The 12,516-nt window shown below is 47.4% G+C and carries 11 protein-coding genes; 3 read left to right on the forward strand and 8 right to left on the reverse strand.

Going from position 1 to position 12,516, the window contains the following annotated elements:
• Window positions 1-96 precede the first annotated feature (96 nt).
• The 4 genes from ACQY6I_RS12745 to ACQY6I_RS12760 form a co-directional block, all read right to left on the reverse strand.
• Complete coding sequence (locus tag ACQY6I_RS12745; RefSeq protein WP_428241867.1) at window positions 97-837, reverse strand: dienelactone hydrolase family protein; 741 nt, start codon at window positions 835-837, stop codon at window positions 97-99.
• A 489-nt stretch (window positions 838-1,326) separates the two neighbouring features.
• Entirely contained in the window at window positions 1,327-2,133 is an 807-nt protein-coding gene (locus ACQY6I_RS12750) for an ion transporter (RefSeq protein ID WP_428241868.1), read from the reverse strand.
• A gap of 205 nt (window positions 2,134-2,338) precedes the next feature.
• Window positions 2,339-3,418 carry a class II fructose-bisphosphate aldolase gene (gene fbaA, locus ACQY6I_RS12755; protein WP_428241869.1) on the reverse strand — a complete coding sequence of 360 codons (1,080 nt, stop codon included), beginning with the start codon at window positions 3,416-3,418 and terminating at the stop codon, window positions 2,339-2,341.
• 61 nt (window positions 3,419-3,479) lie between these two features.
• Window positions 3,480-4,643, reverse strand: coding sequence for a phosphoglycerate kinase (locus ACQY6I_RS12760; RefSeq protein ID WP_428241870.1), 1,164 nt, complete (start codon window positions 4,641-4,643; stop codon window positions 3,480-3,482).
• A 283-nt stretch (window positions 4,644-4,926) separates the two neighbouring features.
• Between ACQY6I_RS12760 and udk the strand changes: the two genes are divergently transcribed.
• Both udk and ACQY6I_RS12770 read left to right on the forward strand, forming a co-directional pair.
• A complete protein-coding gene (gene udk, locus ACQY6I_RS12765; RefSeq protein WP_428241871.1) occupies window positions 4,927-5,553 on the forward strand; it encodes a uridine kinase in 627 nt (208 codons plus the stop codon).
• A 4-nt stretch (window positions 5,554-5,557) separates the two neighbouring features.
• Window positions 5,558-6,004 (forward strand): methyltransferase family protein, encoded by a 447-nt coding sequence (locus ACQY6I_RS12770; protein WP_428241872.1) that lies wholly within the window; start codon window positions 5,558-5,560, stop codon window positions 6,002-6,004.
• Here the strand turns inward: ACQY6I_RS12770 and ACQY6I_RS12775 are convergent, their stop codons facing one another.
• From ACQY6I_RS12775 to ACQY6I_RS12790, 4 genes are all read right to left on the reverse strand, one after another.
• Window positions 6,005-6,868, reverse strand: a complete 864-nt coding sequence (locus ACQY6I_RS12775) for a universal stress protein (RefSeq protein WP_428241873.1) — start codon at window positions 6,866-6,868, stop codon at window positions 6,005-6,007.
• Window positions 6,868-8,352, reverse strand: coding sequence for a SulP family inorganic anion transporter (locus ACQY6I_RS12780; protein WP_428241874.1), 1,485 nt, complete (start codon window positions 8,350-8,352; stop codon window positions 6,868-6,870). The genes ACQY6I_RS12775 and ACQY6I_RS12780 overlap by 1 nt, the downstream gene beginning before the upstream one ends.
• 188 nt (window positions 8,353-8,540) lie before the next feature.
• On the reverse strand, window positions 8,541-9,809 hold the full coding sequence (locus ACQY6I_RS12785) for an FAD-dependent oxidoreductase (protein WP_428241875.1): 1,269 nt from the start codon (window positions 9,807-9,809) through the stop codon (window positions 8,541-8,543).
• Between the two features lie 19 nt (window positions 9,810-9,828).
• Entirely contained in the window at window positions 9,829-11,100 is a 1,272-nt protein-coding gene (locus ACQY6I_RS12790) for an FAD-dependent oxidoreductase (RefSeq protein ID WP_428241876.1), read from the reverse strand.
• A 171-nt stretch (window positions 11,101-11,271) separates the two neighbouring features.
• Between ACQY6I_RS12790 and ACQY6I_RS12795 the strand changes: the two genes are divergently transcribed.
• Window positions 11,272-12,426: a flavin-dependent monooxygenase gene (locus tag ACQY6I_RS12795; protein ID WP_428241877.1), complete on the forward strand. Its 1,155-nt coding sequence runs from the start codon at window positions 11,272-11,274 to the stop codon at window positions 12,424-12,426.
• The last annotated feature ends 90 nt before the right edge of the window (window positions 12,427-12,516 follow it).

Here is a 12,516-nt window from a genome sequence, read left to right on the forward strand (position 1 = left end):
ATAGACCTCCTATAATAAAGCTCAGTAATATTCCGGCTCCTGGGCTGGGGCGTATGCTCCAGCCCTTTCACCAGACGTTATTGGAAAGGAATTCACTCAACCTGTCACCATCGTCAAAAATTCGGTAAAACGTTGCCACGATTTTTCATCAGCATCTTTCCGGTATGAAGGTGCCCCAAAAACTGTAAATGCATGAGGCGCACCACTGAAAGTAGTCATCTCATGCTGAATACCAGCCTGCTCAAGCTCTGTGGCCAACTGCGCAAACTGACCCATGGAAACAACGGTATCTGCGGTACCATGAAGAATCTGCAAACTACCTTGGGCTTTACTGTAATCTTGACCTTCTGGCGTTTGTAAACCACCATGAAATGTTACATAACCTTTAGCCGGTACTCCTGAGCGGGCCATCTCCAGCGCCGCAGCTCCACCAAAGCAGTACCCCATTACAACCAAATTATCGATATTGCCTCCCTGGTCACCTGCGGTTTGTAATGCACCAACCAGCAAGGTTCGCATACGATGACGATCCTGATATAGCTCTCCAGTGTGTTGACGCTTGTCCGCGACGAGAGTTGGGCGGATGCCGGCACCAAACAGATCTGCAGCAAATACCGAATACCCCATTTCTGCCAACATATCGGCTCGCTGCATCTCGTAATCCGTCAATCCATCCCAATCGTGGAGCAGAAGTACCAATGGTGCGTTTTTTCCTGAATGAACATAGTACCCCTGAAAGGATTCATCCGCGACGGTATAAGTTATGTCCTTTCCTGATGCCGCAAACAGCAGCGGCGAACACAACATAATAATCAAAAAGGCCAATATATGTTTCATAATCCATCTCCAGTTACGTTGATCAAAAACTCTGAAAACACTATTTGAAACAGCGCCAGTGTTTAATTTCTCAAATCTTCATTACTGCAGAAAGACTTCGGCTAAGTGACGGATACGTCCCCATCAGTGATACGTGTCTTAGTCTACACAACACTGTTGTGCTTTCAGAGACTCATGGAAGTTATGCTTATTTTCAGTGCCTGCCAAATGTACTAACCCACACAAGGAATTCATAGGATCCGGCCTCATCAATATCTGTCACTGCGACTTTTTTGGGACCTCTACCACCTCCAACACAAGCAGGTGACGATAGTCTAAAACGATTTCTGAGGTTCATGACAAGCTTTTTGCGCAGGATTTGCAGTCATGATAGAAATCACACATCCGGGAGCAGCCATCTTCGATGAAGATGGCCGAAGATTGACACATAACACGAGAGAAACGTTATCAATACGCACAAAACTGAAATCAGGTAAGAGCGGAAACGGCTTATTTAAGCCGTTCGATCAGAATATCAACTTTTTGCTGCAACACCTGAATCTGTTCTGCCATATCCGCACGTTCCTGATGAGCATTGGCTTGTTCACGCGCATTCTGCTCCGCACTCATGACTTCCAAAATCGCACCAACCATCATATTCAAAAATACAAATGCGGTCAGAAATATAAATGTCAGATAATAAATCCAGCTGAGTGGATAGGTATCCATGGTTTCATACATGACATCAGTCCAGTCCTCAAAAGTTGCCACCCTAAAAAGAGTCAACATGGAGATAGTGACATCCCCCCACAAAACTTCATTAATTGAGTGGAAAAACAACGACCCGATCGCAGCGTAGATATAGAAAATAATAAACATCAGTACGGCAATATATCCCATCCTTGGAATCGCTTTGAACAGAGAGTTAATCAGAAAGCGCAGGTCTGGAATCACAGAAACCAATCGTAATACCCGGAAGATTCTTAATAACCGGCCAATCAGCACTGCATCAGCATTCTCCAGTGGGATCAGACTACCGACAACAACCAATGTATCAAAGATATTCCAACCATCGAGAAAAAACCGCTTTTTATTATCATGCACAATAAAACGCAAAAGAATTTCCACCAGAAAGAAAAACGTAATCGCAGTATCGAGTCCTTCGAGCACATGCTCGAAAACAGTCGGCAAATTATAGGTTTTGGCCCCGGTGGTCAGCGCGGACAAAACGATAATCGCAATCACCCCACCCTGAAATAGCTTGCTCGCCTCTACCTGCTTGAGGCTGTTAAATATCAAGTTCTGCTGTTGTGTCACTAATTGGTTCTCATATTACGGTTAGCACCAAAGCCATTGATTATGGTTTTCTGAATACTCCTCCCAACAAACCTTATAAAAACCAAGGATATGCAGAAGGATCAACGGGATCTCAAAGAGCGCAAGGAGCAGCACACAGACGACCCTTCCATAGACATAAAAAAGGCTCCCGAGGGAGCCTTTTTTATCATTGATTAACGAAAAATCAATAACGATCAATACAATTCAGTTCAGCGAATGCCTGTTCCAGTCGCTTAACCATGCCATCCTGAGCCTTACGCAACCAGACACGCGGGTCATAAAACTTCTTATTGGGCTTGTCGTCACCCTCAGGATTACCGATTTGCCCCTGCAGATAGGCTTCATTGGCCTGGTAGTACTCACGTACACCATTCCAGGTAGCCCACTGGGTATCGGTATCAATGTTCATTTTGATGACACCATAGGAAATGGATTCCTCGATTTCAGCAGCAGAGGAACCGGAGCCACCATGGAATACAAAGTTGAGGCTCTTTTCTGCAAGACCGAATTTTTCGGAACAGAATTTTTGTGAGTTATCCAGAATTTTTGGCGTCAGTTTCACATTACCAGGCTTGTATACACCATGAACATTTCCGAATGATGCCGCAATGGTAAAACGAGGGCTGACAGCACTCAGTTTTTCATAGGCATAGGCAACTTCTTCAGGTTTGGTGTACAGGTCAGCGGTGTCCACACTGCTGTTATCAACACCATCTTCTTCACCACCGGTTACACCCAGTTCGATTTCCAAAGTCATGCCTATTTTGGACATGCGCTCAAGATAACGGGCTGAAATTTCCATGTTTTCTTCCAGAGACTCTTCTGACAGATCGAGCATATGAGAAGAAAACAAAGGCTTACCGGTTTCCGCAAAGTGCTTTTCACCAGCGTCAAGCAATCCATCGATCCATGGCAACAGTTTTTTGGCAGCATGGTCAGTATGCAGAATTACGGGAACACCATAAGCCTCTGCAACAGTATGTACATGCTTAGCACCAGCAATAGCACCAAGTATCTGTGCGCCCTGACCTTCCAACTTAACGCCCTTACCGGCAAAAAAACCAGCACCGCCGTTAGAGAACTGCACGATCACAGGAGAATTGACTTTTGCGGCCGCTTCCATCACTGCATTAACAGAATCAGTACCCACACAATTGACAGCCGGGAGTGCAAAATGGCCGGCTTTGGCCAGTTCAAAGATTTTCTGTACATCATCACCAGTGGCGACACCGGGTTTTACAAAATCGGATATTTTCTGTGACATATCGAATTCCTGATTGTTACAAGAGTTTATAAATCGTCGTAATCAGCTGGGCTTGTTTGTCTCAGCCTTTAGCCCGTTCTTCCAGAATCGCAACCGCCGGCAGTTTCTTTCCTTCCACAAACTCAAGGAATGCACCACCACCTGTTGAGATATAAGAGAACCGGTCTTCCATATCAAACTTCTGAACGGCTGCAATTACGTCTCCACCACCCAACACAGAAAATGCATCACTGGCTGCAATTGCTTCGGCGATATCTTTGGTTCCCTGAGCAAAATTGTCAAACTCAAATACGCCACAGGGGCCATTCCACAGAATGGTTTTGGCGCCCTTGATGACTTCTGCAAATTTAGCAGCCGTTTCGGGCCCAAGGTCCATGATTTCTTCGTCATCAAGTACCTGATCAACCGGTTTGACAACCGCTTCAGCCGCCGCGCTGAATTCTTTACCAACACGCACATCAACGGGCTCTGGAATATCCAGTTCCGCCATCAGTTTCTGAGCCTGAGGAATCAGATCAGCTTCGTGCAGAGATTTACCAACGTTATAGCCACGCGCGGCCACAAACGTGTTGGAGATGCCGCCACCCACAATCAACTGATCGCAGACTTTGGAAAGGCTTTCCAGCACGGTCAGTTTGGTTGAAACTTTGGAACCACCAACAATGGCAACCATCGGACGGGCAGGATTATCCATCGCCTTACCCAGAGCATCAAGCTCACCAGCCAGCAGCGGACCTGCACAAGCAACCGGTGCAAACTTGGCAACCCCATGAGTAGAAGCCTGAGCCCGGTGGGCAGTGCCGAAAGCATCCATTACATATACATCGCACAACGCCGCCATCTTTTTCGACAGCTCGTCATCGTTTTTCTTTTCACCCTTATTAAAACGGACGTTTTCCAGCATCACCAGGTCTGCATCCACATCGAATCCATCCACCCAGTCTTTAACCACCGGAATGTCACGCCCCATTAATTTGCCCAGATAAGCAGCCACAGGCTTAAGAGAGCTGGCTTCGTCATAGACGCCTTCTTCAGGACGTCCCAAATGACTCATCACCATCACTTTGGCACCTTTGGCCAGAGCTTCTTCAATGGTGGGTAAGGACGCTTTAATACGCTTGTCACTGGTGACATCGCCGGCTTCGTTCAAGGGAACGTTAAGGTCCTGACGAATGAGAACGCGCTTACCTGCCAGATCCAAATCAGACATTTTTATCACAGACATGTTGATTTCCTTTGATATGTAATGGAAAGGGATGTGCGGCTATTCTAACTCACATACTCAAGGCAGACACAAGGGATGTAGTAAAATTACATTTTTGAGTGACCTTTATCAGTAAACTGACGATGTTTTAACCAACACACACAGCTGAAACGATATTGCATTTTATAAATACTACAAAAAACACGAATTTTTTAGCTCATGCACAACCAAACTGCAGTGAATCATTTGTCGATACCGGACATCATGAATAAAATACGCCAAACCTGTTGTGAGTTTCATATTTATGTCCCCCATTTTCATCGGCATCACTGGTGCATCAGCATCAGGTAAGAGCCTTTTATCTGCCACTATTTATCAGGAACTCAAGGAAGAAGTTGGTGCCCACCACATTGGCATCATTAAAGAAGACTCTTACTACAAAGACCAGTCTCACATGCCGATGGACGAGCGCCTGAAAACCAACTATGACCACCCCAATGCCTTTGACCATCACTTACTGATAGAGCATCTGGACCAGTTGAGCAAAGGATCCCACGTTGACATCCCAGTCTACGATTACACCGAACATACACGCGCCAGCGATACCATAGATATGGAGCCACGGCGGGTGGTAATCGTCGAAGGGATATTATTACTGACCGATCCTGATATCCGTGAGCGTCTGCATACCAGCATCTATATTGATACCCCGCTGGATATCTGTCTGGTTCGGCGTTTAAAACGGGATATTGAAAGTCGCGGCCGGTCTCTCGAATCGGTGATCAGCCAATACCGTAAAACCGTCAGACCGATGTTTATGCAGTTCGTTGAACCATCCAAACAATTTGCGGACCTGATCGTGCCAAGAGGTGGAAAGAACCGTGTAGCCATTGAAATGATCAAAGCCCGCATCAAGCAATTACTGGAATAACACCATGATATTTGACCGACCTTTGAGCAGTCATCTGCTGGTACTGATTCAGGGCGCAGGAATGCTGTTGGCAACTTTTCCCGATGGGCCTCTGAGCCATCATCCGGCACCACTGATGCTTTCTCTGGCTGGCCTGGTTCTGGCACTTTGGACGGTCTATCATAACCGGATTGGCAACTTTTCTGTTTACCCGGAAATCAAACAGGGAGCAAGGCTCATTACCAGTGGCCCGTATCGATGGATACGGCATCCGATGTATCTGAGCCTGTTCTTACTGATGGCCGGGATAACGATTTTTAACTATGGCTGGTACAACTGGATAGGGTTGCTACTGGTGGCAACGGTCATTGTTCTGAAGATTGAAAAAGAAGAAAAGTATCTGCTGCACACCTTCCCTGGTTATACAGAATACCGGCAGAAGACCTGTAAGATTTTCTGGCCGGTTTATTGATTAACGCAATAACAATAATGGCTGCTGGGTTTTTAACAGCATTTTTACCGTAAAGCTGCCAATGATCAGATCACGAATACGGTTATGACTGAAAGCACCCATCAAGGTCAAATCGATATTTTCCTGTTGCTGATAATTGCACAGCACTTCCTGCGGGTCCCCTTCCAATTCTGCCACTGTCACATCAAACCCGGCACCGCGAAGCTCTTCGGCTGCATGAGAAATCGGATATTCCTGACTGACCTGTTTGTGGTTAACATTTACCAGATGGCAGGCAGTACCTTTAAACAAAGGCCGCTGGGCTATCATGTCCAAGGCTTTTTTGGCGCCTACACTGCCATCAAATGCCAGCATGATTTTTTTCGGTTCGGTAAATCGGCGGTTTACCACCAGTATTGGCTTGTGCAGCGCCCGGGCCACCGTTTCCAGATGTCCACCCAACTGATCATCATAAGCCTCTTTGCTTTCGCCACGAATACCCATGACCAGCAACCGGATTTCGTGCTCGCAATCGACCAGAGTTTCTGGCAGCGAACCGTGCCGCTGCCGTAGAATCGGTTCACCATATCCGCGTGCGTTTATTCGCTCACGAACCTGAGAGAGCATTTTTTTACCTTCTTCCAGAACAATTTTACTACGCTGTTCTTCCAACGAGACCAGCTCATTCAGCAAATGTTCCTGTGCTCCAAAACCAATACTGCCACTTAGATCCATTGGTGAAATATCGCGATATTCGATGTTATGTAACAGCTTTAAAGGAACACCAATGCGCTGGCTGGCCCAAGCTGCATAATCGCTAACATCATTGGTATACATGGAACCGTCGACACAAGCGACGACCATTTCCTGATTCTGATTATCCATTAATGACCTCCCAACACTTTATCAAGCTCTTCCGGCTTATCATGAACCCCAAAACGATCAACAATGGTTTCACTGGCTTCATTCATTCCAATCACGTTGACTCTGGCACCTTCACGACGGAACTTGATAACCACTTTGTCGAGCGCCCCAACGGCGGTTATATCCCAGAAATGTGCCCGGCTGAGATCAATGGTGACCTCCGCCAACGCTTCTTTATAATCAAACGACCGGTTGAATTTATCAGATGAGGCAAAAAATACCTGTCCCACCACCCGATAAACTCTGGACTCTCCATCTGCCGACAAATCCGAGTCAATATACATGAAGTGCCCGATTTTGTTGGCAAAAAACAAGGCTGCCATCAGCACCCCGGCAAGTACGCCATAGGCGAGATTATGCGTCCAGACCACCACAATAACGGTCAGGATCATGACAATATTAGTGGACAGCGGCAACGTTTTTAAGTCTCGAATCGATCCCCAATTGAATGTACCGATAGATACCATGATCATCACCGCTACCAACGCCGCCATGGGAATAATAGAAACCCAATCACTCAGAAACACGACCAGCGTCAGCAACATAGAACCTGCGATAAAGGTCGATAACCGTCCCCGCCCACCGGATTTTACGTTAATAACAGACTGACCGATCATGGCACAACCGGCCATACCACCAAAGAATCCTGCGACAATGTTCGCAATGCCCTGCCCCTTACACTCCCGGTTTTTATCACTCGAGGTATCTGTCAGGTCATCAACGATGGTTGCTGTCATCAACGATTCCAACAGTCCAACTACGGCCATCGCTGCCGAGTAAGGAAAAATTATTTTCAGCGTTGATAAGTCCAGTGGAACATCAGGCCATAAAAAAATCGGCAGCGCATCCGGCAGCTCCCCCATATCACCCACAGTGCGAACATTCAGTCCAAGTAACATTGAGACTGCAGTCAGTGACAAAATACAGACTAACGGTGAAGGGATGGTTTTATTGATCAGCGGAAAGGTATAAATAATCAGCAACCCGGCGGCAGTGAGAGCATAAACATGCCAGGTTACATTTATCAGCTCTGGCAACTGCGCCATAAAGATCAGAATCGCCAGTGCATTCACAAAACCGGTGACTACTGCGCGGGACACAAAGCGCATCAGATTGGCCAACTGCAGATAGCCGGCGACGATCTGCAATACACCAGTCAACAATGTAGCCGCCAGCAGGTATTGTAGGCCATGATCCTTTACCAGGTTTACCATCAACAACGCCATTGCGCCGGTGGCGGCTGAAATCATGCCCGGCCGGCCACCAACAAATGCAGTGATCACGGCAATACAGAACGACGCATAGAGACCAACTTTCGGATGCACTCCGGCAATAATAGAAAATGCGATGGCTTCTGGGATTAACGCCAGGGCCACAACGAGACCAGCTAAAACATCAGCGCGAACATTACCAAGCCAGTCCTGTTTTCTGGATAACAAAAGCATAGTTTTCCTGTGGTTTTTGTCTGGAGAGTGAACAAAGGGCGCGGATCATACCTGTCCATGCCCGAAAGCACAAAAGTAAGCAAGTATGATGTCAGACAGATTAATCCTCGCAAACGGCTTACCAGAGAGCCGTAACCGCCCTATTCAATTACTCTGCTATCCATCACTGCTTACAACTACAGCGACATTTACAGCAGCATTTGGGCCTGTCTGGCCAGCTTCAGATGAAACTCTGGATCTGCCTTGGCTTTGGCATGCTGGGCAAGGGTCAGTTTCCGCATGACACCGATCCGGGCTTCCTGACCTTCCACCAGGCGATAATTAGTATCGAAAGAAACAGCCCTTTGCCAGGCCTGTCGTGACCATTCACAGGCCGATTGCAGGTACCTTGAACGAAAACCGGAAAAGTCATCATATTGATCCAGCTGCTCCTGCAGGACCCTTACATGTCCGAGTGCCACGCTCATTCCTTGACCATAAATTGGATTAAAACTGGTGATCGTATCCCCAACTGGCACATACCCGGCTGGCAACTGGTCATTCAAATCAAAACGTCGAAACGTGGATGTCGGTTTTTTAAACACCCGCACCTCACTAACGGGTCGGGCATCACGTATGCGCTGCCATATCCTGTCATCAGGCAATGACCGTGCCGCTTCCATCCACTCGCTCATGGTTCGAGGTGGCGGAGCACCATTACGGCCATGCAATGATACACACCAGGACTCGTGCTCCACCGAAATCAACGAACCACCAATATCGCCAACACCGGGTTCCGGAATAATCAGGATATTTTCCTGCATTCCACGCCACTTAGCGTTTTTTTCAAAATGAACCGTGGAATAAAAAATATTGGTTGGAAACGTATCGACCTGAACCGCTTCCGCTAACTGAGCATTAAGCCGGGATATAAACGGACCGGCGTTACCCGCCGCATCGACAATCAAACTGGCGGTCAATTGTTCCCCGTCTGCCAGAATAACCGTTGGCTCAGAAACCGGATGCACGTCCGGCAGCAACAAACTCGACACGGCAGATCGATCCCTGATGTCGACATTATCAATCGCATCCGTGTATTCCAATACCGCACGTTCCAGTAACGGGCGCGATTGCGACAGAAAGTAAACATCAAGATCCCGCTCCGGCATCCATTCGCCGAATTCAAAAATCTGCTGATCCACCCCTAGTTGAATACGGACAGATCCGCGCGCTTCCAGCGTTTGAGAAATACCCGGATATACAGACTCCAGTACATCCAGCCCGGCACGCAACAGGATATGGATATGTCCACCTTGAGGAACGGCCTTGCGTACTCCTTTAGGAAATCCTTCATCAGGGGGCAGCAGACAATCCTTATCCAGCACAGTCACCTTGTTAAAATATGCAGACAGAACTGCAGCCGAACTCAGACCGGCCATTCCCGCACCTATAACAATGGCATGATCAAATTTTTCCATGATGACCTGTTCCTTTGCTTCAGTGGTTAATCATCTGCGCCTGGCGAAACAGACGTTTGTGCGCTTCAGGGTCAGCAATCGCTTCGTTCTGTTTTTTTAACGACAATGATCGCAGTATCTGAAAATTCTTTTGTCGTGATAACTCATCCCCTTTAAAAGAAGAATCGTAGGCGGCACATACGCGCCAAGCTTTTTGTGACCAGTCTGCCGCCGCTTTCAAGTAATGTTTCTGAATAAGCTCGTCAGAACCACCGGCTGCAAATGCATCATTTAACGCCACCGCGTGACCAAACCCCAAAGTCATACCCTGCCCAAAGGTTGGATTCACACTGGTAATAACATCCCCAAGTGGAAAATAACCACTGGGAAAATCAGTCATCAAATCAAAACGCCGCCAGATAGAAAGCGGTTTTTTGTATACCGAAACCGGGTGAATGTATTCCGCCTGTGTCAGACGTTGATAGATTCGATCAGCAGGAAGGCTACGGGCAAATGATTTCCATGCTTCCGGATCAGTTGGCGGCACAACTCCATTACGACCATGCAGGGACACACACCAGCGATTCCCTTCAACATCGATCAGTGCACCGCCGGCAGAGGCTCCTGGTTCAGCGATAATTAAAATATTTTCCTGTTGCCCTACCAGCGCCTGAGGCTTATCTACAAATGCCGATGCATAAACAATGTTGGACTGAATTTCATCCACCCGATCCATATCTGGAAAAAAATTCGACAGTTGACGAACAAACTTTCCTGCCCGCCCGGAACAATCCACTACCAGATCTGCCAGCAGCTCTTGGGTATCACTTGAGTCCCCGCTTCCCACTGCACCAACCACAGTTTTGCCAGTCGATAAAATCAACTGCTCAATACGCCAATGGTCATCGATTACCACGTTATCCAGCCGGGCCACCCGGTTACGAATGACATGCTCAAGCAGATAACGAGACTGAGCCAGAATCTCAAAACCAAGATCACGTTCGGGTAACCATACGCCATATTCATGGATCTGCTGATCCAGTCCGGCCCGAAGAGTTTTTGATCCTGCCTGGCGAAGATCGTCAGCGATACCGGGTAAAAAGCGCTCCAATATCTGCAGCCCGCCCAATAGCAGACTATGCAAATGTGCTGCCTGCCCAACCCCCTTCCGAACAGCAGGTGACAATGGCAGGCTATCTTTTTCCACCACCTGAACCGTTTTAAAGTAGGGCGATAATGCGGCGGCAGCAAGCAATCCGCCGGTACCGGCACCGATGATCAACGCTTTATTCTTGCCTTGCTTATCTGGCATATGACATATTCCCTTTGTTGATTGCGTTAAATGGCGTATGAGCAAGTCACTGTCATTTAGCCATAATTTGGTCTTATTTGTCAGACGTTAATTTTTCCCCGGATACTGACTTCAGTGTTTGCAGTCGTTATGTAAAACCGAAGCAGTCCAACTACTTAACATGCAAAAATTATGAACCTTCTAAATAACATAAATCAGATATTGCCTGCCATTCGCAATAACGCTGCCGAAGCAGAAAACATTGCCATGGTACCGCAAGAAAATATCAACCTGCTCAGACAGGCCGGATTTTTTCGCGCCCTGCAGCCAAAAGCATTTGGTGGATTAGAAGTAAGTTATCCGGAATATGCAAACTGTATCGCCAGGATTGCAGAGGCCTGCGCTTCTACCGCATGGGCGACCGGACTGCTGGCCAACCATTCTCATGCCATTGCCTTGTTTTCACCCAAACTACAAAACGAAATCTGGGGCGAAAATCCAGAAGCCCTGATCAGTTCATCGGTGGCGCCGTTAGGACAATGGGAAAAAACTGAAGACGGCATTCGCCTGTCCGGCACATTTGGCTGGTCATCCGGCTGTGATCATGCGGACTGGGCAGTACTTGGATACATGGGAACAAATAATATGGGCCAACCCGGCCCTTGTTTTGCAGTGGTTCCCCGCAGTGATTATGAAATTCTGGATGATTGGGATACTGCCGCTTTACGCGGTACTGGCAGCAAATCTCTCGTATTGAAAGACGTGTTCGTACCGGAATATCGTACCGAATCACTGTTTGGCCTGAACTTTGGTCTGAGCCGTGGCTACAAGAGTCATAGTGGCGATATTTTTTACACTCCGTTCTCACCGGTGTTCTCAATTGGTTTTGCAGCAGTGTCTCTGGGAATTGCCAAACGCTTTATTGAACTGTTTACCGAAAAGACCAAAACACGCATCAGAGCGTACTCCGGGGCCAGGGAAATCAATAATGCACCTGCACAGATGTATCTGGCCGAATCCGTTAACCAAACAAAAACGGCGCAGCTTTTGCTAGAGAATGACTGGAGGGAAATGATGGATCGCGCCAGTCATCAACGATTACCTTCTCCGGACGATGTGCTGAATTGGAGATGTCAGCAATCCTATGCCATAAAAATTCTGATTGAAGCCGTTAACAGGCTATCTATGGCATCCGGTGGTAACGCGTGGTTCAGCAATAACGAAATGCAGCGTCTGTTTCGGGATATCCGTATTACCGGTTGTCATGCCCAGACGGATTACACCATTGCATCACAAACCTTTGGCAGGCATCTGCTGGGTCTTGGAATGGACGCAAAATACTACTGAATTATCCTAAGGCGCCTCTGAAAAATAGGAATAGTTTTGATGCAGGCCAGGAAGCACTGCTCATCAAACCGTAGTTTACTGACGTAAATG

The sequence above is a fragment of the Gynuella sp. genome (genome assembly GCF_050297175.1).
GTDB lineage: Bacteria > Pseudomonadota > Gammaproteobacteria > Pseudomonadales > Natronospirillaceae > Gynuella.

Excerpts from the sequence above, each read along its gene's own strand:
- udk (WP_428241871.1), top strand. The coding sequence starts at position 4,927 with ATGTCCCCCATTTTCATCGGCATCACTGGTGCATCAGCATCAGGTAAG.
- ACQY6I_RS12745 (WP_428241867.1), bottom strand. The coding sequence starts at position 837 with ATGAAACATATATTGGCCTTTTTGATTATTATGTTGTGTTCGCCGCTG.
- ACQY6I_RS12790 (WP_428241876.1), bottom strand. The coding sequence starts at position 11,100 with ATGCCAGATAAGCAAGGCAAGAATAAAGCGTTGATCATCGGTGCCGGT.
- ACQY6I_RS12770 (WP_428241872.1), top strand. The coding sequence starts at position 5,558 with ATGATATTTGACCGACCTTTGAGCAGTCATCTGCTGGTACTGATTCAG.
- ACQY6I_RS12760 (WP_428241870.1), bottom strand. The coding sequence starts at position 4,643 with ATGTCTGTGATAAAAATGTCTGATTTGGATCTGGCAGGTAAGCGCGTT.
- ACQY6I_RS12785 (WP_428241875.1), bottom strand. The coding sequence starts at position 9,809 with ATGGAAAAATTTGATCATGCCATTGTTATAGGTGCGGGAATGGCCGGT.
- ACQY6I_RS12780 (WP_428241874.1), bottom strand. The coding sequence starts at position 8,352 with ATGCTTTTGTTATCCAGAAAACAGGACTGGCTTGGTAATGTTCGCGCT.
- ACQY6I_RS12795 (WP_428241877.1), top strand. The coding sequence starts at position 11,272 with ATGAACCTTCTAAATAACATAAATCAGATATTGCCTGCCATTCGCAAT.
- fbaA (WP_428241869.1), bottom strand. The coding sequence starts at position 3,418 with ATGTCACAGAAAATATCCGATTTTGTAAAACCCGGTGTCGCCACTGGT.
- ACQY6I_RS12775 (WP_428241873.1), bottom strand. The coding sequence starts at position 6,868 with ATGGATAATCAGAATCAGGAAATGGTCGTCGCTTGTGTCGACGGTTCC.